The sequence below is a fragment of the Acidisoma sp. genome (assembly GCF_965199065.1).
Classification (GTDB): domain Bacteria; phylum Pseudomonadota; class Alphaproteobacteria; order Acetobacterales; family Acetobacteraceae; genus Acidisoma.
This window is the reverse complement of sequence record NZ_CBDAQN010000001.1, coordinates 1,518,891-1,544,622: the sequence shown is the minus strand read 5'-3', so window position 1 is coordinate 1,544,622 and position 25,732 is coordinate 1,518,891. Positions and strand designations below refer to the sequence as shown.

Sequence of the window (25,732 nt, the reverse complement as noted above, 5' to 3'; positions counted from 1 at the left end):
GGATAGCGCAAACATAAAACTTTTGTTGCCGCGGCGCACGTTGTTGACAGGCGCAGCGGCTTTTGGCGCGACCGCACTTTGTGCGCCCAACATCGCGCGGGCACAGACCCATCCGCTTGCGGGCAAATCGATCCATATGTCGATCCTGGGCGTCGCCGGTTGGCTGCCAAGCAGTCTCGGCGTCGACATGTCCCCCGACTTCGCCAAGTACGTCAAGGATCGCTACAAATATGACGTGACATTCTCGTTCGCCGGCGCCCCCTTCGGCCAGTTGTTCCAAAAGGCAGCAACGTCGCTCGCGACAAGAAGCCAGGAATACAACATCATCATCAGCGACAGCCAATGGCTCGGTGCTCTCGCGACACCGAAATGGATCGTCAAGCTCAACGACATCATCGCCAAGGACCCGGCGCTCAACATCGAATGGTATGCGCCCGTCGTGAAGGCGGCGTATCAGGTTTATCCCGATGGCACCGACAGCCTATACGGCTTCCCGCAGGTCGGCGACATCGAGGGCATCTTTATCCGCAAGGACTGGCTGGAGGCGCCGGGCGAAGCGGATGCCTACAAGGCCAAGTACGGCACGCCGATGCCGATGGTGTGGGAAGACTTCGAGAAGATGGATCTCGACGACTGGAAGAAGCTCGTCGCCTTTTTCAATCGGCCCGAGAAAGGCCATTACGGCATAGCAATGCAATATAGCCGCGAGTACGATGCGGTGAGTTGCCCCCTGATCTCCTTCATCCGCAGCCGGGGCGGCGACATCTGGGATCCGAAGACCGGACAGGTCGAAGGCATCATGGATACGCCGGCCAACGCAGAGGCGATGGTCGAATACAAGTCCATGCTGCAGTGGAACCCGCCGGGCGCGCTCAACTACTTTATCGCCGAGGTCGTCGATGCCTTTACGCAGGGCAAGGCGTTCGCAGCATGGCAATGGGTGGCGACCGGGGCGACGATGGTGCCCGACGCCCTCAAGGGCAAGGTGATGGTGGTGCCCCCGCCGGGCTTCAAGGATGCGAGCGGCAAGCTCAACCGCAACTATATCATTGGCGGGCAGCCTTGGGTGATCAACGCCTTCAACGATGACGAGCACATGCACGTGGCGCTCGACTTCATGCGCTGGTGGTATCTGCCGGAGACTTCGGCCGACTACCTGAAGCGCGGCGGCCTTCCCTGCGACAAGGCGACTTTGACCAGCTCGGGCTTCGACGACATTTACCCCTGGAACCGCACATATAAGTACATGCTGCAGCGGAGCACGGATTTCTGGCACGATCCGCGTTACGCGGAGATGCTGGCGACGCAGCAGGAAGGGTGGACGGGCTACATGACGGGGGAGCTGAAGGACCCTGCCCACGTGCTGAAGTATATCGCCTGCAAGCAGCAGGGCATCCTGTACGACGGCGGCACCGCGAACAATGCGCCGAGCGGGTCCTGCAGCGGGATCCGGCTGTAAGTATGGAGACCGGCGCGCCCGCGGCCTTGACTCCGAGGCGGGATACGCCGGCTGGCAGGCAGGGGATATGGCAAAGCTTCACCGGGTTTATCAGCAGGCGTGAAGTCCTGCCTATCTTGCTTCTGCTGCCCGTCCTCACTTTTTTCATCGTCTGGAACCTGATCCCGACGCTTTGGCTGCTCGGGCTTGGCTTCTACCGCTTCTCGCTGACCAGCGGCCGGCCGCCGCGCTTCGCCGGCCTCTACAACTACCGCACCATCCTCAATGACGCCGGGATCTGGTTCGATCTCAGCCGCACCTTCATCTTCGTCTTTTGCGCCGTCGTTTTGGAGACCCTGCTCGGTATCGCCTTGGGTCTGCTGTTCTGGAACAGCCACCGGCTACCGGGACGGCGCGTCGCGCTCACCATGCTGTTCGCGCCGATGGTGCTCACGCCGGTCGCCGCTGGCACCTTCTGGCGGCTGATCTACGACCCGACCTTCGGCGTCCTCAACTACGGTATCCGCAGCCTCGGCTTCGCGAGCGTCGATTTTCTTGGCAACAGCAACGTGGCCTTCGGGGCCGTGCTCGCCGTCGACGTGTGGATGTGGACGCCCTTCATGGTGTTGATGACGCTGGCGGCGCTTGCCTCGGTGCCGAAGGCGGAGCTGGAGGCGGCCGAGATCGACCGTCTCGCCTGGCACCAGAAGCTGCGGCTGATCGTGCTGCACCATGGCAAGTTCATCCTCATGCTGGGCATACTGCTACGCACCATCGATGCCTTCAAGACGATGGATCTCATCTACGACATGACCTATGGCGGTCCGGGCTCGACGACGCAGCTGGTCGCGATGACGCTCTATCGGCGTGCTTTCGAGGCCTTCAACATGGGCTCGTCCTCGGCGCTCGCGGTCATCCTGCTGTTCATCTCCATCGCCTTCACCGCGACATTCATCTTCGTGCTGCATTGGCGCGAGCGGCGGGAGGCGGCACCATGAGGCGCACGAACTGGCGGGAGCACGGCTACCACGCGCTGCTGTGGCTGGTCGCCCTGATTTTTTTCTCTCCGATCTTGTGGATCGTCCTCTGTTCCTTCAAGACGGCGGACCAGATTCTGGCCGTTCCGCCGAAGCTTGTCTTCACGCCGACCTTGGCGAACTATGGGAAGCTGTTTTCGAGCGCGGCCTTTCCGCGCGAGCTTTTCAACAGCGCGGTGATGTCGGTCGCAGCGGTTCTCGTGGCGGTTGCGGTGTCGTTCCTGGCCGCCTTCTCGTTCTCACGCTTCAAGCCGCCGGGCACCAACTTCCTGATGTTCCTGCTGTTGTCGATCCGTATGTTGCCGGGGTCGGCGGCCATCCTCCCGGTCTACCTCATGTACGTGGCCTTCGGCTGGAAAGACACTTACGGCGGCATGATCCTGTTCTACGCGATGTTCTCCATTCCCTTCTCGGTCTGGATACTGAAAGGCTTTATCGACGGCGTGTCGCCGCGCTTCGACGAGACCGGGATCATCAACGGCGCATCGTGGCTGCGCATCATCACGCGCACCATCCTGCCGCAGGTGATGCCGGGCGTGATCGCGGCCTCCATCTTCAACTTTATCTTTGTGTGGAACGAGTTCCTGTTCAATTATATCATCGGCGGGCTTTCCACCTCCAATATTCCTGTGGCACTTGCAAGCGGCCTCTATTCGAACGGCGGCGTTGACTGGACATTCATCTCGGCGCTTACAACGGTTTATATCATACCGCCAATACTGGTCGTCTATTTCTTCCAGCGCTACTTGCTGGTGGGCATGACCTTCGGCACTGTGCGCGGAGAGGTCTGATGCGCGGTATCGTCCCCCGCGCCGAACTGGCGCTCATCCTCATCATGGTCGCGGGTTTCCTGCTCATCGTCCAGCAGTGGAGCTTCGCTCTTTTCCAGATCGGACTCCTGACTGTCATGGCGGCGACCATCCTCAACATCGCGGTCGGCAACCTGCCGCGCGCTGCTGGCCTCTGGCAGGCCCTGCGGCTGACGATCCTCATTCTGCTCATCGTCGCCGTGGTCTTTGCTGCCGGCGTTCTCCTCGTCCCCTACCTGGCGCAGCTCGGCGGATGAGCAGCGTCAGGCTGCAGAACGTCAGCCGGTTATACCACCATGTCCCGGCGCTCGACGATGTGACGGTGGAGGTCGCATCGCAGAGCCTGACGGTGTTGTGCGGTCCTCCGGCCGCCGGAAAATCTGTGTTGCTGCGGCTTTTGGTGGGGCTGGAGCAGCCCGACCGCGGAAGGATTTTCATCAACGGCCGCGACATCACCGACATGCCGCCGGCGCAGCGCAGCATCGGCTACGTGCCGCAGTCCTTCGCGCTGTTCCCGCACGTCAGCGTCTTCGACAACATCGCGTATCCCATGGCGCTGCAGAAAGTTGCCCGCGCCGAGATCGAGCGCCGCGTCGGGCAGGTGGCCGATATTCTCCGCATCCAGCCGCTGCTGACCAAGCGCCCCGCGCAACTCAGCGGCGGCGAGAAACAGCGCACGGCGATTGCCCGCGGCATGCTGAAGAACGCGGATCTTTTCCTGCTGGATGACCCGCTCGTGGGGCTCGACTTCAAGCTGCGGGAAAGCCTCATGGAGGACCTCAAGGACATGCGCGCTGAACTCGGCGCGACGTTCCTCTACGTGACCTCCGACAGTCTCGAGGCGCTCACCATGGCCGAGGACATCATCGTGCTCGATGCCGGGCGCGTCATCGACGCGAATGCGGCGGCCACGGTCTATCACCGGCCGCGCCACTTGCGGGCGGCGGAACTGGTCGGATTTCCCCGCTGCAACGTGCTTCCGGGCAAGCTCGAACCAGGCGGGCTCTGCCGCACCGGCATCGTCGACTTCCACCTCGCACTCCCCACCAACTTTGTCGGCGAGGTCGCCGTCGCCGCCCGTCCCGAGCACATCTGGCATCGGCCGGACGGAGCGCCCGCAACCATCCGCCTGATGGAGAACATCGGTGCGGAATGTGTTGTCTACTTCGAGGCGGGGGAGGAGACGCTGGTGACCTCGGTGCCATCGCCGAGCGTGGCGCACCTCGACATCGGCTCGCCATTTCCCTTCAAGGTCAGCGCCGAGGGCCTGCTGGTCTATGACCGTGCGACCGGCGAGCTATTGGGCCAGGGCCAGGGACATGCCGATGCCTGACATCCGGCTGAGCCAAGTCTCCCGCGTATTCGGCGCGTTCAAGGCGGTTGATGACATCACCACCGTATTCGCCGAGGGCACGGTCACCTGTCTGCTCGGCCCCTCCGGCTGCGGCAAGACCACGCTCATGCGCATGATCGCCGGGCTTGAGACGCCAAGCCACGGCAGCATCAAGTTCGGTGACCGGGACGTGACGCATCTGCCTCCCGGTAAGCGTGATGTCGCCATGGTGTTCCAGTATCCGGTCATGTATCGCACACTCAGCGTCATCGAGAATATCGAGCTTCCGCTGCGCCGCGACCGTGCGCTGAGCCCCGCAGAGGTCCGCCGCCGCGCCGATGAGGTGCTGGAGGTGCTGCAGCTCTCGGCCGAGCGGCACCGGCATATCGGTGACCTCGATGTCGGGACGCGGCAGAAGGTGGCCGTCGGGCGAGCGATCGCGCGCCAGTGCGACGTCATCCTGTTCGATGAGCCGACAACCAATGTCGAGGTCCACGCCAAGCTCGCTCTCATCCGCGCCTTCAAGGACTTCCGGGCGCGCCTGCGCCAGACGGTCATCTACGTCACGCACGACCAGACCGAGGCGATGACGCTCGCCGACCAGATCGCGCTGATGCAATCCGGCCGTATCTCCCAATGCGCGCCGCCGCACGTGATGTATGATCGTCCCGAAAGCCGGTTTGGCGGCTGGTTCCTCGGCAATCCGGGGATGAACTTCCTCAGCCCCCGCAGCCGCGAGGGGAGCATGCTGCGGTTCGATGTGCTGTCCAACGCGATTGCTGTGCCGGCCGGCGCCGACGGCGAGTTGTCGCTCGGCATCCGGCCCGAGCACGTCGATGTCCTCGCGGAGCCTGCCGACGACGCCGTGGCTGCCCGCATCCTTCGGTCCAGCATAACCATCGGGGGACAGCAACTGCTGAGCCTCCTGGTGGGAGAGGCGCGGCTGAAGGCTAAGATACCACCCTGCGAGCCACCTGCAGACGGGAAGACAGTGTTCATCCGTTGCCGGCTGGAGCACGTTGTGCTGTTCAATGACGGATTGAGGCTTCCCGCGCCGGTCACCCGAGCCGCCTGACGAGGACGTTGTGCAGTTGGCGCTGCACTGATGGCAACGTTACCCTGCTCATGCCATGGCCAACATCGGCAACGCGCATTTCGAATGAACTTCAATGATCTTCCGGATACGGTTTGCTGGTTCCTCCGGTAAGTGATCGAGCTTGGAAGCCAACTGGGGGATAGTGCAACAATGACGATATCACTGGCGACGGCTGCGCGAGTTTCCTGAGGGCGTCGACCCGATGAGTGCAAATGATGGTTGGCGAGACAAATCAAAAGAGTTCAAGTGCCGTTTCGTGGCTGCCGACCGTGTTGGCGCCCTGCATGACCTCGAATGCGGTCGCCGCTCCGGACTCCTTCAGCGCGCCAATGCCGTGAACCACGCATTCCAGGCGTTGCCGAACCACATCCTGGAACTGGATCTCTCCCATGGCTGCAGTCATGGCGGCAGCGATGTTCCCGCTCAACTGTTCCATCTCGTTGAGGATCCGGCGCTGACACGTTGACATCCGCTCGTAGCCCACTCCCATTCCATGCAATTGCTCGGCGAGTTCGTCCAGCAGCGCGCGTTCACCGTTGATCTGATCGGCCTTCTCGCTTCCGTCTCTGATCTGCAGGCGATTGGTCTCCTGAAAGCGGTCAAGTCCTGTCTGGATGTTATGCACGGCCAGCTTTGTCTGGCTGGCCAGTTGACGGACTTCTGCAGCGACCACGGCAAATCCTCTTCCAGCGCTCCCTGCATGCGTCGCCTCTATACTGGCGTTCAGGGCCAGCAGATCGGTGGTGAAGACAATGGCGGCGATACCTTCCACCAGCCGCTGTATAGCCTGAGTATCCTTGTCAATCTGTACGAGACGCTCGTTGTCCGCGCTGCTGCTGTCGATGCGGTGCCCGAGGTGAGTTTGCAGTCGGGTCAGGAAGCCTTCGTTGAGCGAGACGCTCTGGCCGGAGTGACCGAGGAGGAGAAGCGACTCTCCTTCCGTCGTGCGCACGAAATCGCTGAACTGGCCGACCATTTGATCGACCTCCTGCAGTCGGACCATGATGGTGAAAGCCGCCGTTTCGGTCTCAGCAATGACCGACCGCAGATGATCGTTGGTGTAATCGCAGAGTTCGCTCAGTTGTTCGACTTCGGTCGCGGGCACGGGTTCGGCCAGCTCCATGCTTGCCATCAGGGCTAGGCGCGCAGCCGCGATCGCCCCGTCGGCTTCGAGATCATCCTCGATGCCGTGCGCCCGTAGTATGACGACCCAGCGTTCGTCGTCAGCCGCGGCTACACGCAGGCGCTCCTGCAGATTATCCAAGATCGTGCTTCTGCCCTCGACAGGAGCCGGACCATCATCGGAGCGTGCGACCACCTGCAGGCGTTGCTCCGGTCCGTGCTCGCGGCGGCGCTCCATGAGCCAGCCGCCAAACGTGCCGAGAAGCATGGAGCTGAAAAGGCCGGCGGCCAGCGAGAGCCAGAGTGCCAGCCCGAGAGCCTGGGCCGTCAGATACGCCGTGACGCCGATACTGAAGAGCATCCCCGCACAGGAGGATCGGACAAAATTCTTCATCCGTGGGTCTTGTGGGACATCGTGTTCACCTGTGGAGCATGAAATCGGCCGTAAGTCTTCGCCGTTAAACAAGCGTCATTCACGAAATAATAATGATCCATCGAGACCGCGGAGTTGCCGTTCCTGATTTGGTCATCCACTCAACCTTAATCCTAGGGGGGTAATATCACGACGAGGTTAGAAACAACCTAACCAGCTACCTGATCACGACCTGCGAGTTTCATGAGCAGCAAGCCGATGGGTGTCGTGCTGCGCCTCTAGCCGAAGCGGCCACCTCGCGCTTGAGAGGCCGAATGCCGAGAGACAATTAGTCGTGCCGTTCAATTTTTCTGGTGGATCATATGGCCTTGGTCAAGTCGACGGATGTCGGCGGCGGTAAGCACACGAACGGCGCGACACCGCCACCGGCCTATCGTGAAACTGCTCCTGTCGAGCCGCTCTCCTACACCCGCCGCAAGGTTACCGTGGCGTCTCAGCAAAAGAGAGTGCGGACGTTCGGGCGGCAGCAGAAGGCGGCCGAGCGGGTGGCGGCGACCACCACGCAGCTGGCCAGCGGCATTGCTGAGGCGGGGGCCGCCGTTGAGGAGCTCCGCCGCGCCATGGAGCAGATTGCCGGGGGCGCCGAGGAGGCATCGAGCGCCGCCGAGGAGTCGATGCGCGCAGTCACCCGCGTTGCCGGCAACCTCAGCAAGGCGCGGGAAAACGCGAGCGTAGCGCTTGGTAAAACGGAAAGTCTGCAGACGCTGATCGCGGGCGTACGCACCCATATCGCCGCGAGCCTGACAAGTATCGGCAAAGCCGCAGAGCGCCAGTTTGCTTCTGTCGCCATGGTTGCCGAGTTGGAGAAGCAGGCGGCGAACATCGGCGAGATCGTGAAAGCGGTTGCCCGGATCGCGGACCAGACCAATTTGCTCGCGTTGAATGCGGCAATCGAAGCGGCGCGGGCCGGCGAGCACGGCAAAGGCTTTGCCGTGGTGGCCGACGAGGTTCGCACATTAGCCGAGACCAGCGAGAAGAGCGCCCGCGACATCCAGGACCTGATCGGCCAGATCCAGAAAGAGGTGACGATCATCGCGGAAGGCATCAACGCCTCGGCGACGGCGGCCACAACTGAAGTCGAGAAGGGTCAGGTGGTGACGAGCCAGCTCGAGCAGGTTCGCATCGACATGGTCGAGATCCAGCGCGGCTGCCGCGAGATCCTGACGGCGGCCGAACTCGGCAACGAGGCCGCCAAAGAGGCGCAGAAAGGTGCGGAAGCCGTCTCGGCAGCGGCTGAACAGCAGTCCTCCGCCTGCCAGGAGGCAATGCGCACGGTGGACCAGCAGACAGTGGCTCTCAACCAAAGCGAGGAGGGCTCAACGGCATTATCCGAAACCGCCGAGGAACTCAAGAACAGCACCGACATCGGGAAAAGCGCCGAGTCGGTCGCGGCGGCGTCAGAGCAACTGTCCTCCACGGTGGAGGAAATCAATCGCGCGGCGGCTCAAATCCTGACGGCAATCGACGAGATCAATCGCGGCGCGCAGCAGCAGGCCGCGGCCACCCATCAATCGGCGGTCGCACTGACAGAGATTGAGCGAACTGCGAAGATCTCCAGTGATCGCGCCACGCTCGCACGTGAGAAGGGGGAGGCGATAGCGGCGTCCCTTCGGGTCAATCGTGGAGCCATGGAACAGCTCATCACCGGCGTGATGCAGGCGGTCGAAGCCAATGCCCGTTCGCGTGGGCAGATCAATGCACTCGATCAGGTGGCCCGTCGCATCGACAAGATCACCGATGCCATCACGACGGTGTCGATCCAGACCAACATGCTCGCGGTCAACGGCTCAATCGAAGCCGCCCGCGCCGGGGAATTCGGCAAGGGCTTCGCGGTCGTCTCGACAGATATTCGCAATCTGGCCCGGGAGAGCGCTGAAAACGCCGAGCGCATCAAGGATCTGGTGAAGGCGGTTCAAGACCAGGTTGGGGCGGTGCGCCGCGACCTCGAGGAGATCGCCGCGGCGGCCACGGCCGAGGTCGAAAAGAACAAGGCCATCACGGCCAATCTCGGCGCCATGGAGACGGATCTCGACGTCATCCTGACCGGCAATATGGAGATCGCGACGGGCGCCACCGACATCCTGGCCGCACTGTCGGAGGCAAAGCGCGGCACCGAGCAGATTTCGACGGCGGCCTCCGAAACCCAGCAGGCGGCGAGCCAGGCGGCGCAGGCTGCACGTGAGCAATCGAAGGGGGCCGAGGAACTCGCCGCTGCGGTCGAGGAGATCGCAGCGCTTGCCGATGAACTGCAGAACAGTGGAGCCTAGTCGTGAGCGAGACGCTCAGCGCTCCGGCCTCTGAGGCGACTGCCACGGGTGGGCCATCGGTGGGCGCTTCCCAGCAGTTCGTCACCTTCTGGCTGAATGGCGAGGTCTTCGGCATTCCACTGTCCGAGGTGCAGGAGATCATTCGCATGCCAAGGGTCGTGCGGGTGCCGATGGCTGCCGCAAGTCTGGAAGGCATTGCGAACCTGCGCGGGGCCGTCCTGCCTATCATCAGCCTGCGAAGAATATTCGGCATGACGGATGTGCCTCACGATGACGCAACGCGCGTTGTCGTGGTCAACCGCGGCAGCTTGCTGGGCTACGTGATCGACCGAATGGCGAGCGTCATCACCACCGACGTGAGGGACATAGAGTCGATTGAGTCGATAGCGGAGACGATCCGCACAGATCTTCTGCAGGGCGTGATCAAACGCAGCGACGGCACGATCATGCTGCTGAACCTGCCGCGCCTCGCTGATGGCGAGCCGGCCGTGCGCGAGACACGGGTCAAGGGACCGCTCATCGCTGCAACTTCTCCGCTTCAATCGAAGGCGGCGGCGGTGGATGGCGCCGTTCGGCAGCTCGTGAGCTTCGAAGTCGCTGGCCAGGAATATGCATTTCCAATCGGGGACGTGCAGGAGATTGTCCAGGTCCCGCCGCGGATCAGCAGCGTGCCGCGCAGCGACCACCACGTCATGGGGGTCATGACCCTCCGAAACCGGCTGCTGCCGCTGGTGTCGTTGCGCCGCATGTTCGATCTCGAGCAGGCACCGCTGAATGAGCAAAATCGCATCGTTGTCGTGTCGATCGGGGGAGCGGACGGGCCACCGCTGTCCGTGGGCATCATCATGGATGCGGTCAACGAGGTCCTGCGCGTTGCGGCCTCGGTCGTCGAACCTGTGCCCCCACTGCTGGCGGCGCAGAAGGGCGGCTCGGAACTGGAGGCGATCTGCCGGCTCGACGGCGGTCGCCTGGTCACAATCCTGTCCGCGGAAAAGATGTTTCCGGCCGGTGTCCGGGGACGGCTGCTGGAGGCGGCGCGGTCCGCCGGCACGGAGGAGGAGATGGAGATGACGGAGGATGGCGGCGGCCTGAAATCGTCCGACGAGGAGCAGTTCGTCGTGTTCCGGCTCGGCGAGGAGGAGTTCGGCGTGCCAATCGGGACGGTGCAGGAGATCATACGGGTGCCCGAGCACCTCACGAAGGTCCCGAAGACGCCGGACTTCATTGGTGGCGTCGTCAATCTGCGGGGTGTTGTGCTGCCGGTCGTCGACCAGCGCCGCCGCTTCGGCCTTCCCGAACTGCCTCGCAGCGACAGGCAGCGGATCGTCGTGCTGATGGTGGCGGGAGTGCGCACAGGCTTTGTCGTCGACAGCGTTGTCGAGGTGCTGAAGGTGGCGCGCGGAACCATCGGGCCAGCGCCGCATCTTTCCGACCAGCAGCACCTGTTGATCGATCGCGTCGCCAATCTGGAGGATCAGAGACGCATGCTCATGCTGATGCGTCCCGAGCGCCTGCTGACTGTCGACGAAATCGGTGCGGTCGCAGGTCTCTGATCGCTCATGCTTAAAGTTCTTGTCGTCGACGATTCAGCGTTGATGCGACGGCAACTTCGTCAGATCCTGGAAGACACGGGAGAGATGGAGGTGCAGACCGCGCGCAATGGCCAGGAGGCCCTGGAGCGGATCGGGGAGTTCGAGCCCGAGGTGGTGACGCTCGACGTCAACATGCCGGTGATGGATGGCCTGACCTGCCTTGAGAATATCATGCGCACCTGCCCACGTCCGGTCGTGATGGTTTCCTCGATTACGGCCGCTGCGTCTGACGCGGCAATCCGGGCGCTGTCGCTCGGCGCGCTGGACGTGATTACGAAGCCTGATGGAACCGTGTCGCTCAACCTGGAGCGCATGCGGCTGGAACTCATAGGGAAGGTGAAGGTCGCCGGACGTGGCCGGCCACGCAGGGTTACGCGGCTGCGTGAGGCGCTGCGTGCGGAACGCGCCGCAGGTGAGGAGCGTCGTGCCATAGCCGCATTGAGCGCCACGATGCGCACGAATCCTTCGGTGACATTGATCGGCGTTTCCACCGGCGGCCCTCGCACGCTTGAGGACATTCTGCCGGAGTTTCCAACTGACTTTCTCAACGCCGTGGTGGTTGCGCAGCACATGCCGGCGGCGTTCACCCAATCGTTCGCACGAAGGATGGACAGCATCTGCGCCATCAAGGTGATGGAGGTGGATCGGCCGACGCCACTTCTGCCGGGGCACGCCTACATCGGGCGCGGCGATGCCGATGTGGTGGTCGAGCGGCGGCTGGGCCGTCTTGTCGTCAACTCGGTGCCGTCTGGGAAAAGCGCCTGGCACCCGAGCGTCGACCGGCTGGTGCGAAGCGCTATGGCGGTGATGCCGGCGGCCGCACTGATCGGCGTGCAACTGACCGGAATGGGCGATGATGGAGCCGAAGCCATGACTTTGTTGCGCGCCCAAGGCGGCAGGACCGTCGCCGAAAGCGAGGAGACGGCAGCCGTGTTCGGCATGCCGGCGGAACTGATACGGCGAGGTGGCGCCACGGCTGTACTGCCATCCGATCGGATCGCCGAGTTGATTTTGGGCTGGACCAGCGCAAGGAGCGGATCATGGGGCTGCTAAAGGCAAGGGTCGCAGCGGTGCCGGCGGCGATCGCGAACCCGGGGGAAAGTCATGACCTTGCAACGTTGCTCGATCGGCTGGCCGCGCCGGATGCATCTGTCCGCCGCGGCGCCGCACGGGCGCTAAGACGCCATGAGGCGGCGGTGCCCGAACTGGCGGCGGCGCTGAGCCACGAGCCCGAGCGCCCGGTGCAGCAGGCGGTCATCGGCGCTCTGATCGAGATTGCCACCTTGCCGGCGATCGACGCGCTCGTGGAACTCCTTCCGTCCGAGGATGCCTGGCTGCGCAACGCGGCGCTCGAAGCCTTGCAGGCGATCGGCCCCGCGGCTCTCGCCTCCGTGCATGCCCGGCTCACGGACCCGGATCCCCGCACCCGCATCAGCGTTGTGGTGACTTTGTCGGGGCTGCCCTCCGACGAGGTGGAAGCCTTGCTGGTCGACATGATCGAGCACGAAACCGACGTCAACGTGCTGGCGGCGATTATAGAGGCGCTCGACCTGGTGGGGGGTCCTGCTGCGTTGCCGGCCCTAGGCCATTTTATGGACAGCACGGACAGCGATCCGTTTCTGGTTTTTGCGGCGGGCAGCGTACACGCACGGCTCGTAAAGGGCGCCGGGTGAGCCAGGCATTCCCGGAGATCCAGGCGGAGGATTTCGATCGTTTTCGAGAACTCTTCTACCGCAAGACAGGGATCGTCTTCAGCGAGTCAAAACGGTACTTCGTGGATCGCCGCCTAGGTGAGCGCATCGAGGCTACCCGCTCGGAGTCCTTCGGCGCGTATATGACGCTGTTGCGATTGCGGGATCCTCGGTCGGAGGAACTGCAGAACCTCATCAACGCGATGACGGTGAACGAGACCTATTTCTACCGCGAGGCATATCAGTTCAAATGCCTTGTGGGGTCAATGCTGCCTGAGTTGACGCACAAGCGGCGCAGTGACGATCAGCTGCAGATATGGTCGATGCCCTGCGCGACGGGCGAGGAGCCTTATACCATCGCGATCTATCTTCTGGAGGAATGGGCGGACGTCGATCGATGGGATGTCCGGCTTATCGCGACGGACATCGATACGCGTGTTCTGGATCAGGCGCGGGAAGGGACCTACTTCGCGCGCGCGGTACAGCACGTGCCGCCGCGAGCGCTCAACCGCTACTTTATGCCGGTCGGGTCTGATCGCTGGCAGGTGATCCCGGATTTGCGCGGCTCGATCGAATTCCGGCAGGCCAACATCACGAACCTGGACGACATGAACGGGTTCCGCAACATAGATGTGATTTTCTGCCGTAATCTTTTGATCTACTTCGATGACACATCAAGGCGCCAGGCGGTCGAATTTCTGTTCGATGCTTTGCGGCCGGGTGGCTTTATCTGCCTTGGCCACGCGGAGTCGATGAGCCGCATATCGTCTTTGTTTGCGGTCAAGAAGTTTCCCGACGGAATAGTCTATCAGAAGCCACTATGAGGAGCAGTCCATGACCGCGACCGTTCTGGTGGTTGATGACGCAGTCACCATACGCATGTATTATCGGCAGATCCTCTCAGGGATTGGCTGCAAGGTTGTGGAGGTTAGCAACGGCATCGAGGGATTGGAGAAGGCTCTCCTATCCCCGCCGGACCTGATGCTGATCGACGTCAACATGCCGTCTCTCGACGGCTACGGCATGTTGCGCGCGATGCGCCAAGAGCCGACGCTTCTCGGCATACCGGCCGTTATAATCAGCACGGAGGCCGGTGACCGTGCAACAGATCGGGCGCAGGAGGCTGGCGCCAACCTTGTGCTTACCAAGCCGGTGCGACCGGATCAGCTTGCGGGTTTGGCACGGGTACTGCTTGGGGTTCCACTCGCATGAACGCCTTGCTCGAACAGTTCCTCGTCGAGGCGCGCGAGTTGATGGACACGGCCGTGCCGGCTTTGTTGCAGATGGAGCGCGGTGAAGGAGGAACTGCCGTAGTCAACACGGTCTTCCGGGCGGTCCACACGCTGAAGGGCACATCCGGCTTGTTCGATTTCGCGCCGCTCACGTCGATGGTGCATGCGGGCGAGGATCTGCTGGACGCCCTGCGCGCGGGGCGGTTGACGGTGACCAGCCGGATGGTGGATCTTCTCCTCGCGATGATCGACCAGGTGCGCAGTTGGATCGACACATTGGAGCGCACGGAGGAGCTGCCTGCCGGCGCGGCAACAATAGCCGCGGAACATGCGTTGTCCTTGGGTGCGGTGATGAACGGCGTCCGTCCTGAAGGACCGGCCGGTGACAAGTCAGATTGCGAAGGGCCGGTCGCCGCGCCGGATTGGGTTGCCGAGTTACCTGAAAATGAGCGCATCGCCGCCGAGCAACGCGCGCGGAATGCGCGTCGTGATCTCGTGGCGATCAATTATCGCCCGGATAAGGGCTGCTTTTTCAGCGGCGAGGATCCGTTGCAGCTCCTGCGCCAGGTTCCCGAGCTGGCGGTCCTGCGCATGGTCGAGCCGGTGCCATGGCCACCGGCTGACAGACTTGACCCATTGGAATGCCTGCTTGCCTTCCGTATGATCTCGACCGCGCCGGTCGCGGATCTGCGACACCTGTTCCGATACAGCGACACGACGGAGATAACCTCCTACTCGCCGCCACCTGCGCCGCCAGCGGACTGGCCTGTCGTGGCGTCCGTGCTCGCCGCTCAGACGAGACTCCTCGGACGGCAATGCGCGGTCGAACTGGCGGCGGGCAGGGCGGCGTCAGTCGGTGAAATACTGCGCCGGGTTGCGCGGCATTGTAGTGACGCGCCGCCGGCGGAGGACGCGCTGGCCTCCGCAGTTGCGCTAGCTGGGGATGGCGACCCGGCAACACTTTTAGGCCTCGTGCAAATGCAGGCCGAGGCCTGCACTCGTGCCGCCGCGCAGCCTGTGAGTGCGCTACCGCTTCCAAGGGCGGATGAAAACGTTGAGCCGGCAACTCTCGACGGCCTCGCGGAGGCGCGTCGACGCGGCGAGCCTACGACACTCAGGGTAGACCAGGCCCAGATCGACACGCTCATGAACTTGATCGGCGAACTGATCGTCGCCAAGAACAGCCTCTCCTACCTCGCCCGTAAAGCGGAGGCCGGTGCAAGTGCCCGCGAGATGGCGCACGACATCAAAGACCAGCAGGCGGTGGTGAACCGGCTCGCCGGGGACATGCAATCGGTCATCATGGCCATCCGAATGCTGCCGGTCAGCCAGGTATTCCAGCGCTTTCCAAGGTTGGTTCGCGATATCAGCCGCAAGCTGGACAAGCAGGTGGAGCTGGAATACTCGGGTGAGGAGACCGAAGCCGACAAGAACATGATCGAGGTGCTCGCCGATCCGCTGATGCACATGGTGCGCAACAGCCTGGACCACGGCATCGAGCCCCGCTCTGAACGGATCGCTGCGGGCAAGCCCGCGTGCGGAACCATACGCCTTGCCGCCGAACAGGCCAACGAGAGCATCATCGTCACCATCCGTGACGATGGACGCGGCATCGACCCCGCGCGTGTCCGGCTCAAGGCGGTCGAGCGCGGCATGCTTGATACCGCAACGGCCGCGGCCTTGACCGATCGGGAAGCGCTCCGTCTCGTGTTTGCGCCCGGTTTTTCCACGGCTGAGGCAGTATCCGACCTGTCCGGCCGGGGCGTCGGCATGGACGTAGTCCGCTCGGCAGTGGAACGGGTGGGCGGCCGGGTCGACCTCGAGAGCCAGCTGGGAGAAGGAACCACTGTCCGCATGACGCTGCCGATGACGATGGCGGTGACGCGGATCATGACAATCGAGTGCGCCGGCCATTTGTTCGGGATCCCGATGAACGCGTTGGTCGAGAGCGTGCGGTTGCCAGCGAGCGCCGTGCATCGCATTCGAGGCAGTGAAGCCTTCGTGTTGCGGCAGCGGGTTTTGCCGTTGCTCCGGCTGGCGCGGTTGCTGGAGCTGCCTGTCGATGACGGCGAGGACACGGGCGCCGAGATATCTGTCCTGGTTCTTCGCGTGGGGTCGACGACTGTCGGCTTGGTGATCGACGCTTTCCGGGAGCGGATGGAGGCGATCGTGCGGCCGCTGGAGGGAGCACTGGCCGGCCTCCCGTCATTTGTCGGAACAACTCTGCTTGGCGACGGACGAGTGTTGATGATCCTCAATGTGGCGGAGCTGAGTCTGTGAGCATCACGATGACTGACGACGTGGCGATCTTCGTGGGCGTCTGCGACGTCGAAGAGGCGGAGCCGCTGCTCGAGTGGCTTCGGCTGACTGAAGCGCCGAAGGTTGACCTAGCTCGTTGCGATCACGTGCACACCGCAATCCTGCAGACTCTTCTCGCGGTCCGGCCCTCTGTCGCGGCGGCATCGCCAGACGCCTTGCTTGCGAAACTCCTGGCTCCCCTCATGGGCTCAGGCCTTGAAGGGAGCCATCAATGAAAACCATCCTTCTCGTGGATGACAGTTCGACCCTGTTGATGAGCATGGCGAGCGTGCTCGAGCGCAGCGGGTTCGCCGTGACGAAGGCGACAAGCGGCGAGGATGGGGTGCAGAAGATCCGGGCTGCGCCAGGGCCTTTTGCGTTGATCATCACGGATTACAACATGCCGGGGATCAACGGTGTCGAGATGATTCGCTTGGCTCGCAAGCTGCCCAATGCGCGGTTCACTCCGATCCTCCTGCTCACGACTGAGTCGGAGCAGAGGAAGCGTGACGACGCCAAGGCGGCTGGGGCAACCGGATGGCTGGTGAAGCCCGTTCCCTCAGACAAGTTGCTCCAGGCGATCAAGCAGGTTGTGCCGGGTGCCTGACATCAGACGAGAGGTGGTGCCGACACTTGAAAACGCCTCTCAGGCCTCATCCGCCACTCTGGCGCACTGTAGCTCCCGCACGGGGAGCGACCTCTTGGCGCGGCCAAACTCTGATGGTCCAGCGGCGTTTCGATCCGCGCTCCCTCACGGGGAGCGACGGCGTGCCCTTCAAGGCCATCGCCATCTTCTGCCAGTTTCGATCCGCGCTCCCGCACGGGGAGCGACGGGACGCCGATCGAGCGGCCGGCGTGGTCGTTAAGTTTCGATCCGCGCTCCCGCACGGGGAGCGACCTCCGTCTGGATCAACACGCCGAGCGAGCGCCATGTTTCGATCCGCGCTCCCGCACGGGGAGCGACCGGCAGGCGGCGTCGACCAGCCAGCTGCGTGGCCTGTTTCGATCCGCGCTCCCGCACGGGGAGCGACTTCCTGCTTCCGGATGCGGAGCAGAGCGCGGAGTTTCGATCCGCGCTCCCGCACGGGGAGCGACCCGGGCGCGGCACCCGGTTTGTGTGCTGGGGCACGGTTTCGATCCGCGCTCCCGCACGGGGAGCGACCGCCCCCGTCGCCCGCATCACCGTCAGCACACCCAAAGTTTCGATCCGCGCTCCCGCACGGGGAGCGACGGTCGGGGTGCCCTTCACTTCGTTGCTCCGGAGCGGTTTCGATCCGCGCTCCCGCACGGGGAGCGACTTGGCCGCGCCAAGAGGCGCGGCAAGGCAGCAAGTTTCGATCCGCGCTCCCGCACGGGGAGCGACGATAGCGCAGATGCGAGAGTTGCGAGCACATGCTGTTTCGATCCGCGCTCCCGCACGGGGAGCGACGCTCGACCATCGGCCAGAATAACGACCTGCGGACGTTTCGATCCGCGCTCCCGCACGGGGAGCGACACGAACTCGAACGGCGAGGGACAGCAAGGCTCGGCGTTTCGATCCGCGCTCCCGCACGGGGAGCGACTTGATATGCTGGTCGGTCAGGTTGGCGATGCGGTATGGTTTCGATCCGCGCTCCCGCACGGGGAGCGACGACCTGGGATTGGGCGCTGATCGATCAGACCGAGGTTTCGATCCGCGCTCCCGCACGGGGAGCGACGCGATCTTCCGACCAGTGATAACCATACTATCAGGTTTCGATCCGCGCTCCCGCACGGGGAGCGACGCTGCTCGGCGGCGCGGGCGGCGGGCTGTTCGGCCCGTTTCGATCCGCGCTCCCGCACGGGGAGCGACATCTCGAATCAGGGCTATCACGTCGACCTCGGCACGTTTCGATCCGCGCTCCCGCACGGGGAGCGACAAGGGGCTCTATTCCGGCCTGTCCGGCGGCGTCTCGTTTCGATCCGCGCTCCCACACGGGGAGCGACCGTCGTCGAACAAAGACATTCAATACGCGCTCACGTTTCGATCCGCGCTCCCGCACGGGGAGCGACCCGCGCCCATGACAATCCGATTGCCCGACCGTCGCGTTTCGATCCGCGCTCCCGCACGGGGAGCGACCACAAGCGCAGCGCATCGATCCCCTTGGCGCTCGAGTTTCGATCCGCGCTCCCGCACGGGGAGCGACAAGATCGCGCCATCCCCGCCGGGTGCGTGGCCCTGGTTTCGATCCGCGCTCCCGCACGGGGAGCGACGCTAAATCGCAGCCTGGACTCCATCGACAATCTCCTGGTTTCGATCCGCGCTCCCGCACGGGGAGCGACATGGAAACCCCATGACCGACACTCATACGCATACCGTTTCGATCCGCGCTCCCGCACGGGGAGCGACCGGACAATACGCAGCCATCAATGTTCTTGTCGGGGGTTTCGATCCGCGCTCCCGCACGGGGAGCGACTGACGTTGCGATGTTGCCATCTGTCGCGGGTGCCAGTTTCGATCCGCGCTCCCGCACGGGGAGCGACGGGATGGAGCGCCACCACGTTGCCCTGGTAGGGGGTGTTTCGATCCGCGCTCCCGCACGGGGAGCGACATCAGCGATAGATCGCTCGTCAACGTCGCCGACTGGTTTCGATCCGCGCTCCCGCACGGGGAGCGACAAGCGACGCCTGGCTGTGGCACAAAGGGGCGACAGGTTTCGATCCGCGCTCCCGCACGGGGAGCGACGAAAACCGGAACTCGACATTAGCGCAATCTTTGTAGTTTCGATCCGCGCTCCCGCACGGGGAGCGACCGGATGTACACGGTTGCGGCCCTGGAAGATTACTTGTTTCGATCCGCGCTCCCGCACGGGGAGCGACCACAAGCGCACCGCTTCGATCCCCTTGGCGCTCGAGTTTCGATCCGCGCTCCCGCACGGGGAGCGACGCCGCTTTTGGATCAGCCGACCGTCAACAATGGAGTTTCGATCCGCGCTCCCGCACGGGGAGCGACGCTCTCACGCGGGCACCGCTGATGGAGACCAGACGTTTCGATCCGCGCTCCCGCACGGGGAGCGACGCGGGGCAGGCATCCGGCTCGCCGCGGATGGTGACGTTTCGATCCGCGCTCCCGCACGGGGAGCGACTTGCCGACAGCGACGAGGCCGCGCGCCGCATCGCCGTTTCGATCCGCGCTCCCGCACGGGGAGCGACGCGTAGATGCGCCCTAGAAACGCTCGCTACGCCGCAGTTTCGATCCGCGCTCCCGCACGGGGAGCGACATCCTGCGAAGGCACCAAGTTGGCGCGCGATCTGTGGTTTCGATCCGCGCTCCCGCACGGGGAGCGACATCTTGCACGCGGCGAGTAGATCAGAACGGATAGCGGTTTCGATCCGCGCTCCCGCACGGGGAGCGACGGCCTTGTTCGCCTCGGCGAGGTCGATTTGCTCCGTTTCGATCCGCGCTCCCGCACGGGGAGCGACGCGGTGCGAGAACTGCGGCCAGCCTATCGAGATTGGCGTTTCGATCCGCGCTCCCGCACGGGGAGCGACGCCTTCACCAAGCGGCTCGGGCTCACCGACTACGTGTTTCGATCCGCGCTCCCGCACGGGGAGCGACAATTGTCCAGCGCATTCCCGGCGCGACCCATGGGGTTTCGATCCGCGCTCCCGCACGGGGAGCGACTCCCGCGCTTTAACCGGCGGACGAAACACAACGAAACGCCCCGCTTCCGCGAAACCATCCGCCAAGCCACGTCCCACCGTCTAAACACCGGAGGTGACAACCAACTATACAATATAAACAATGACAAAGAGCGCCCGCGAATGACCCAGGGTTTATCCCGACGCTTCACGGTCGCGGAGCCATTACGCTCCGCACAACCGTCATACGATGATCGGGTCCTCTAAATCCACGGCTGGCTTGGCGCCTACGTGCTCAATCCGACGTTTGCCCCCGGACCCAAGAAAATAGAAGCGCAGGCTATCCCGCTCACAATCCATCTCCGCCACAAGTCGCGCCTTCAGCAGCACCCATTGGTCCGGCGCCACCTCACACTCGAACACCGAGAACTGCACGCGCTGCCCGTAATCCTGACAGGCGCGGGCGATCCGTCGCAGCCGACGAGCCCCACCCGGCGACGCGACTTCCACGTCGTAGGTGATCAGCACCAGCACTTCCTATTTCCAGATCATCGGCGGATAGGCATCCAGATCTCCCCGGAGTGTCCGCGCCAGAAGGCTCGCCTGCAGATGCGGCAACAAGCCGAGAGATGTCCGCTCTTTCAGGAAAGGGTGGTCGATCTCCTCCTTTTTCCGGTCTTGCCAGGCAGTCAACACCGTTTTCCGGCTGTCCTCCGCCAGAAGCACCGCTCCGTTCTCCATCAACCGGAAATCGCCGATCCCCAACTCCCTCCGGTTGAGCAGGGACAGCACCAGCCGGTCGGCGAGATGGGCTCGCAACTCCTCCATCAGGTCCAGCGCCAGGCTGGGCCGCCCCGGGCGCATCCGATGCAGAAAACCGGCCGCCGGATCCAGACCCACCCCCTCCAAGCCGCTCCGGCAATCATGAACCAACATCGTATAGACGAAGGAGAGCAGCGCGTTCACCGGGTCCATCGGCGGCCTCCGGCTGCGTCCCCGAAAGACGATCCCTTCATCCACTGACCGCACCATATGGCCGAAAACACCAAAATAAAGTGCGGCGGCCTCGCCCTCATGTCCGCGCAGCCGATCCAAGTCGGCCTCATGCGCCGCCCGCCGTGCGATGTCCTGCATCCGGGTAATCGCCCCCGATACAGCCGCCCGCACAGCTTCCGTCCAGCCGACGCCATGATCGCGCATCGCCCGCTGCAACACACCTCGCTGGTTGAGCGCCTTCGCCGCCACCATGCTCCGCGCGATCGCGGCACAGCCGGCGGGATCGTCCATGCGCCGATACTGCTCGCGGCGCAGGAGGATATTGCCCGAGACCGGCCCCTCCACACGCGCCAGAAACCGTCCGTTCATGCTGAAGAAAGCGCAAGTCACGCCCGCCTCCGCCAAGCTGCCCATCAGCGCCGGCGACAGCGACACGCGGCCGAACACCACGACACTGCCGAGCAGATGCACCGGCACGCGCCGCTTCTCGACGCCGTCCAGCTCGACAACGACGTTGAGCCCGTCCTTGCGGACGTAGGCGCCGTCGAGTGTCACGTAGAGCGTGTTGAGCAGCTGGCGCACGGTGCTACTCCGCCAGTCGCTCGGCGAGCCAGGCCTCGACCGAGCGCGCCGCACCCGTCGTCCGTGGCCTGCAGATCTCGATCAGCGAGCAGGCATCGCAGCGCTTCTTGTCATAGCCCATGCGCGGCGTCCGGCCGGAGACGATGAGGGCGCGGGTGGCGGCCGCGATCTGCTCCGTCAGATTGCGAAGCGCAGTGTCAAAGAACACGGGCGTTCGCCGTCGCGGTCGCCCATAGAAAAGCGCGCCTTCGGTGATCGTCATCCCGAACATCTCCTCCAACGCGAAGGCCTGGGCACAGAGTTGGACTTCGTCGGCACGGTGGGCCTTGGGGCGGCCGAGCTTGTGCTCGACCGGGAAGGGGCGCCAGCCGCTGCCCTCAGCGGTTGGATGGAGTTCGACGACATCGGCAATGCCGGTGACGCCGAGCCGGTCAGAGCGCAGCGGCATGCCGGTGACGGTGCGGATGCCGCGGCGGCTCTCGGCACCCTCCGCATGGACGCGTTCATGCGCGACGCGGCCCTCGGCGGTGGCGGCGTTCTCGGCCCAGACCTGCTCGACATGGATGAGGGCGCACTGGCGGGGGCAGAAGAGGTAGTGCTGGAGGGCCGAGATGGCGATGAGATCGGCGGCCGACATCGCCGGCCCTGCCGTTAGATTTTATGCTCGACGGTGATGCCGGCGGGAAGGTCGGCCTCGTTCACCGTCACCACGTAGTCGCCATAGCCGCGCGGCGGTCCCTCGCCCGGCGCGCGCGAAACCGTCACCCGCTCGAGAAGCTTATGAGCCGGCGCGTTGCCGAGGTCGCTCTCATGCTTGAAGACGACGAGGCTGCGTGCCGTCATCTCGCCGCGCGCGGCGGCGCGGTCATGATCGAACATGTTGGCCAGCGCCTCCCACACCAGAGCGAGATCGGCCTCGGAGAAGCCGGTGCCCTTCCTGGCGTCATTGGCGAGACGGCCGGAAATGAAGCCATGGGCGCGGTAGAGGCCATAAGGCACGATATGCTTGCGACCCATGGTGCGGTCGTTCTGCAGCGCGTCCCTCTCATTGGTAACGGAGGAGCGGGTGATCGAGATTTCCAGCGGCACGATGGGATCGAGGCTCTCGGCGAAGGTGAACTGCACGGGGCCGCGCACCTGCCCGGCGTTGACCTCGGTGGACATGACGGCGCCGAAGGTTCGGATGTCGAAGAAGTTGGCGCACATCCAGGCCGTCAAACCACGCGCTTTGTCGTCGTCCTTTGGCAGTTTCTTGGATTCGGACTTCAGGTCGAGCGCGGTATAGGCGCGGGCATGGGCACGGTTGAGAACCGCCCTCTCCTGCATGTAGATGTCGTAGCCGGGCGCATCACCGCGCGCCATGGCGACATAGTTGCGGATCTTGCGCTTGATGGCGACATCGGTGACCAGTCCACTACCAGTCTCCGGATCCATGCGCGGCATATTGCCGGCATCGGGGTCCCCGTTTGGGTTCCCGTTGTGAACATCAAACAGGAAAACGAAATCGTAACGATTGGCAATCGGCACCTGGCTCGGCTGGGTCATGCGTCGGTCTCTCCGTTGTCTGGGTCAATGGCTACAGCAGCATCCGCCGTCTTGGCGCCGCGTGGCCCTGGCCGCTGGTGATAAAATCCGACGATGAAGCGGCCCTGGTCGTCCAGGGCCAGCGTTGTCGGGAACGGAACATGCGCTTCCAGCCCATCCATCACCTGCTTGATTTCGGTGTCGATGAAGGTTGCGCGGCCGAGCTTTTCCGGTGACTTCCTCGCGTCCGAAAGATGGTTCTGGGACATGCGCAGAAGGCTCGGGAAAATCCGGCGCGGTGTGGAGGAGGCCGATGCGAAAAACCTCTCCTTGATGCCCGCGTTCACTGAGCCAACCGACAAGTATTGGGCGTAGTCGAGGAGCGCGAAGAGGCGTCCCAGACGGTAGCCGACATTGGTTTCATCACGATCGAGCGCCACAAGCGGATCCTTCCAGGCTGAAGCGGCAGGGTTTTGGCGGAACTGTTCGGCGTGCCGGCGCCGTGCGACACGCGTGAGCACGGCCTTGGCGAGGGACACACGCATCCCGTTCACGTCCCCATCAGCGCGAATGCGCATGATGGTTTGGACGAGCAGCGCCTGCGGATAGGGCAGGCCGGTGAGGATCGCACGCATCACCTCGCCGGTTAAATGCTTGGGGATGTCGGCGGATTCCCGCTGAGGCGCGAGTTCCAGCAGAAGCCGCCAGATCGATGGAGGCTTGTCACGCGGCGCCGGATCGAGCTTGAGGTCGAGCCAGTGCTCCTGAAAGTGCCGGGTGAAGTCCGCGAAGGTCTGCTCGACCCAGAAACGGACCGAAAGCCGCGCCGCATTGGGACTGAGGCCAAGCACGTAGACCCGCGAGTCGGCGTGCATGGGGGCGCCAGAATCCCGCATTGGGGTGCCGTCCTGCATCCGTCGCAGCACCTCCCTGACCTTGATGCTTTCCGTCGCCTCATCAACCGGGAGGGCGTCGTCAGCGGCTTCCTCCTCTTCATCTCCCGATTGGTTGAGCATGGCGCGCATCAACTGCTCGACCGTGCCGTGCTCGGCCCAGAAGGGCACGGTCGTCTCCCCGAGTATGACGCGATTGCGATAGACGGGGCGGTCCTTGGCATCCCGGCCGGATGGAGCGAGCAGCCCATTGAGAGCGGAGCCATAGGCAAAGGCTACTGCCTCCAAGACCGGTGCATTCTCGCCTTGGTTATGGCCGTAGGAGGTGAAGGAATCGAGGTTGAAGGATACCAGCGCCGCACCGGATGATTGCGCGCCCTGCACGCCTTTGATTGAGGGATGAAGCCGGGCGATGGGCCCGACCACGCCGCTGACGAGGCACATGGCTTGTGGCACGGCATCGCGGGCACCGGCTTCGGCGGTCAGTGCGCCGCGGGCCGCCTCTCGATCATGGATGAAGCCCCTTTCACCCTGGAGGCGAAAGACGACGTTCTGATCCAACATCTCTGCCGCGTGGCGGAGCGTATCGTATTGATCTGGAGACCAGTTCCGCAGAAAGCTCCATAGCGCAACGAGGCCGATGTCATTGCTGCCCGCCAGCAGTTTTTCGTGGCGGGCCAGAAACGCCGTGTGTTCGTTGATCAGCCGCGCCGCGTCTCGGACTCGCTTGGCGGCGGGGACGGTCTGGTCGGTCGCAGTCCGTCCGAATACGTAGGAGGTCTTGTCCCAGAAAACGCCGCTCGCGATGCCCACCGTACGTTTGGGCGCGGCGGGCGCGGCTATAATCTTGGGGCGTGGCTTCTTGCCGTCGCCAGTTCGCTCATCATCCGTCGTGACGTAGCCGCCGGAACGGTCGAGCACGATCGTGAAGCTGATCTGAGCCGGCGCGAAGCCCGGAACCGGCGCCTGTCCGACAGCCGCGAGCCGCTCGTATCGCGACGCCAGCGATTGCAGAATGGTCATCCCTTCACGCCCTCGGCGCCGAGTGCCGGCACGTCGATGACGCCATCGACCATCGTCGCCCGAAAGAACCGCGCCTCCATTCCTGGGCCATAATCGATGTCGAGCGCCATCCAGCCGAGATCACGGGTTCCGAGCAGGCTCTCATCCGGGGCAGGCGGTTCGCCCTCCAGCAGTTCGAAGTCGCACGGAAACTCGCGTGTGCCCAAATAGGGGTGATGGAAATACTGCCCTTTGGCGGCACGCCGACGGGCGATCTCGAGATGCTTCTGCACCGTCTCGGTGGGGTCGGCACGCCCCTTGGCCGTCAGTTCCACCTCCGCCTCAATGACATAGGCGACATCCTTGAGCAGGGTCGCGGCACGTTGCTGCCGATCCTCGTCCACATAGAGAGCGAGGCCCTCGGTCGAGCCCGCCCGCATGGCGGATGCGGCCTTACCCGCAGGAATTTTGGACCCAACCTCGTTGCGGCGGATGGATTCGAAGCGGATGGGCCTGAGCACGCGCAGCCGGCGGACGCGCCAGACCATCTGTGGCTTCCAGTGGATGGCTTCGAGAATGCCTCGCGCTGCCGAAGGTGTGATCACGTCGTAGCTTACGCGCTCGACCTTCATTTCGGGGCGGGAAAAAAGCGCTCGTGGCCCCCAGACGTACAAGTTCACCGAGGGATACATGATTTTGCTTTCTTGCTTGTGCGAACCCGATCCGCTGGCAGCCGTGGGTTCACATGACCCACAGCCGCCAGATTTGTGCAGCTACAACACAGACC

At 63.7% G+C, this 25,732-nt stretch carries 21 protein-coding genes and 1 CRISPR repeat array; of the genes, 14 read left to right on the top strand and 7 right to left on the bottom strand.

Annotation, left to right across the window (positions count from 1 at the left end; translation table 11 throughout):
- Positions 1-43: 43 nt before the first annotated feature.
- The 6 genes from ACOEQ1_RS07255 (at position 44) to ACOEQ1_RS07230 (ending at position 5,692) form a co-directional block, all read left to right on the top strand.
- Positions 44-1,459, top strand: a complete 1,416-nt coding sequence (locus tag ACOEQ1_RS07255) for an ABC transporter substrate-binding protein (protein WP_419758515.1) — start codon at positions 44-46, stop codon at positions 1,457-1,459.
- Between the two features lie 116 nt (positions 1,460-1,575).
- On the top strand, positions 1,576-2,436 hold the full coding sequence (locus tag ACOEQ1_RS07250) for a carbohydrate ABC transporter permease (RefSeq protein ID WP_419758514.1): 861 nt from the start codon (positions 1,576-1,578) through the stop codon (positions 2,434-2,436).
- Positions 2,433-3,266, top strand: a complete 834-nt coding sequence (locus tag ACOEQ1_RS07245; protein WP_419758513.1) for a carbohydrate ABC transporter permease — start codon at positions 2,433-2,435, stop codon at positions 3,264-3,266. The genes ACOEQ1_RS07250 and ACOEQ1_RS07245 overlap by 4 nt, the downstream gene beginning before the upstream one ends.
- Positions 3,266-3,541 (top strand): hypothetical protein, encoded by a 276-nt coding sequence (locus ACOEQ1_RS07240; RefSeq protein WP_419758512.1) that lies wholly within the window; start codon positions 3,266-3,268, stop codon positions 3,539-3,541. The genes ACOEQ1_RS07245 and ACOEQ1_RS07240 overlap by 1 nt, the downstream gene beginning before the upstream one ends.
- On the top strand, positions 3,538-4,617 hold the full coding sequence (locus ACOEQ1_RS07235; protein WP_419758511.1) for an ABC transporter ATP-binding protein: 1,080 nt from the start codon (positions 3,538-3,540) through the stop codon (positions 4,615-4,617). Before ACOEQ1_RS07240 ends, ACOEQ1_RS07235 begins: the two co-directional genes overlap by 4 nt.
- The gene (locus ACOEQ1_RS07230; RefSeq protein ID WP_419758510.1) at positions 4,610-5,692 is read left to right on the top strand and encodes an ABC transporter ATP-binding protein; all 1,083 of its coding nucleotides are present in this window, start codon (positions 4,610-4,612) and stop codon (positions 5,690-5,692) included. Before ACOEQ1_RS07235 ends, ACOEQ1_RS07230 begins: the two co-directional genes overlap by 8 nt.
- Before the next feature lie 253 nt (positions 5,693-5,945).
- Here ACOEQ1_RS07230 and ACOEQ1_RS07225 read toward each other — a convergent pair whose 3' ends face one another.
- Entirely contained in the window at positions 5,946-7,229 is a 1,284-nt protein-coding gene (locus ACOEQ1_RS07225) for a methyl-accepting chemotaxis protein (RefSeq protein ID WP_419758509.1), read from the bottom strand.
- 341 nt (positions 7,230-7,570) lie between these two features.
- Here ACOEQ1_RS07225 and ACOEQ1_RS07220 point away from each other — a divergent pair, with 341 nt between their 5' ends.
- The 8 genes from ACOEQ1_RS07220 to ACOEQ1_RS07185 all read left to right on the top strand — a co-directional run bounded on the left by ACOEQ1_RS07220 (position 7,571) and on the right by ACOEQ1_RS07185 (position 16,955).
- Positions 7,571-9,535 carry a methyl-accepting chemotaxis protein gene (locus ACOEQ1_RS07220; protein WP_419758508.1) on the top strand — a complete coding sequence of 655 codons (1,965 nt, stop codon included), beginning with the start codon at positions 7,571-7,573 and terminating at the stop codon, positions 9,533-9,535.
- Positions 9,536-9,537: 2 nt separating this feature from the next.
- Entirely contained in the window at positions 9,538-11,088 is a 1,551-nt protein-coding gene (locus ACOEQ1_RS07215; RefSeq protein WP_419758507.1) for a chemotaxis protein CheW, read from the top strand.
- A gap of 6 nt (positions 11,089-11,094) precedes the next feature.
- Positions 11,095-12,180, top strand: coding sequence for a chemotaxis-specific protein-glutamate methyltransferase CheB (gene cheB, locus ACOEQ1_RS07210; protein WP_419758506.1), 1,086 nt, complete (start codon positions 11,095-11,097; stop codon positions 12,178-12,180).
- The gene (locus ACOEQ1_RS07205) at positions 12,168-12,800 is read left to right on the top strand and encodes a HEAT repeat domain-containing protein (protein ID WP_419758505.1); all 633 of its coding nucleotides are present in this window, start codon (positions 12,168-12,170) and stop codon (positions 12,798-12,800) included. The genes cheB and ACOEQ1_RS07205 overlap by 13 nt, the downstream gene beginning before the upstream one ends.
- Positions 12,797-13,642, top strand: a complete 846-nt coding sequence (locus ACOEQ1_RS07200) for a CheR family methyltransferase (RefSeq protein WP_419758504.1) — start codon at positions 12,797-12,799, stop codon at positions 13,640-13,642. The genes ACOEQ1_RS07205 and ACOEQ1_RS07200 overlap by 4 nt, the downstream gene beginning before the upstream one ends.
- 10 nt (positions 13,643-13,652) lie before the next feature.
- Positions 13,653-14,030, top strand: a complete 378-nt coding sequence (locus ACOEQ1_RS07195) for a response regulator (protein ID WP_419758503.1) — start codon at positions 13,653-13,655, stop codon at positions 14,028-14,030.
- Entirely contained in the window at positions 14,027-16,330 is a 2,304-nt protein-coding gene (locus tag ACOEQ1_RS07190) for a chemotaxis protein CheA (protein WP_419758502.1), read from the top strand. The genes ACOEQ1_RS07195 and ACOEQ1_RS07190 overlap by 4 nt, the downstream gene beginning before the upstream one ends.
- A gap of 250 nt (positions 16,331-16,580) precedes the next feature.
- Positions 16,581-16,955, top strand: a complete 375-nt coding sequence (locus tag ACOEQ1_RS07185; protein WP_419758501.1) for a response regulator — start codon at positions 16,581-16,583, stop codon at positions 16,953-16,955.
- A gap of 126 nt (positions 16,956-17,081) precedes the next feature.
- Positions 17,082-19,991: direct repeats of the CRISPR family, unit length 32 nt; unit sequence GTTTCGATCCGCGCTCCCGCACGGGGAGCGAC.
- A 200-nt stretch (positions 19,992-20,191) separates the two neighbouring features.
- Here the strand turns inward: ACOEQ1_RS07185 and cas2 are convergent.
- The 6 genes from cas2 to cas5c are packed head-to-tail and all read right to left on the bottom strand — an operon-like array spanning position 20,192 to position 25,637.
- The gene (gene cas2 / locus ACOEQ1_RS07180; protein ID WP_419758500.1) at positions 20,192-20,482 is read right to left on the bottom strand and encodes a CRISPR-associated endonuclease Cas2; all 291 of its coding nucleotides are present in this window, start codon (positions 20,480-20,482) and stop codon (positions 20,192-20,194) included.
- A 3-nt stretch (positions 20,483-20,485) separates the two neighbouring features.
- Complete coding sequence (cas1c, locus tag ACOEQ1_RS07175) at positions 20,486-21,526, bottom strand: type I-C CRISPR-associated endonuclease Cas1c (protein ID WP_419758499.1); 1,041 nt, start codon at positions 21,524-21,526, stop codon at positions 20,486-20,488.
- A 4-nt stretch (positions 21,527-21,530) separates the two neighbouring features.
- The gene (gene cas4 / locus ACOEQ1_RS07170) at positions 21,531-22,163 is read right to left on the bottom strand and encodes a CRISPR-associated protein Cas4 (RefSeq protein ID WP_419758498.1); all 633 of its coding nucleotides are present in this window, start codon (positions 22,161-22,163) and stop codon (positions 21,531-21,533) included.
- A 14-nt stretch (positions 22,164-22,177) separates the two neighbouring features.
- Positions 22,178-23,071, bottom strand: a complete 894-nt coding sequence (gene cas7c / locus ACOEQ1_RS07165) for a type I-C CRISPR-associated protein Cas7/Csd2 (protein WP_419758497.1) — start codon at positions 23,069-23,071, stop codon at positions 22,178-22,180.
- Positions 23,068-24,966 carry a type I-C CRISPR-associated protein Cas8c/Csd1 gene (gene cas8c / locus ACOEQ1_RS07160; protein WP_419758496.1) on the bottom strand — a complete coding sequence of 633 codons (1,899 nt, stop codon included), beginning with the start codon at positions 24,964-24,966 and terminating at the stop codon, positions 23,068-23,070. The genes cas7c and cas8c overlap by 4 nt, the downstream gene beginning before the upstream one ends.
- A complete protein-coding gene (cas5c, locus tag ACOEQ1_RS07155; protein WP_419758495.1) occupies positions 24,963-25,637 on the bottom strand; it encodes a type I-C CRISPR-associated protein Cas5c in 675 nt (224 codons plus the stop codon). Before cas5c ends, cas8c begins: the two co-directional genes overlap by 4 nt.
- Positions 25,638-25,732: the final 95 nt, after the last annotated feature.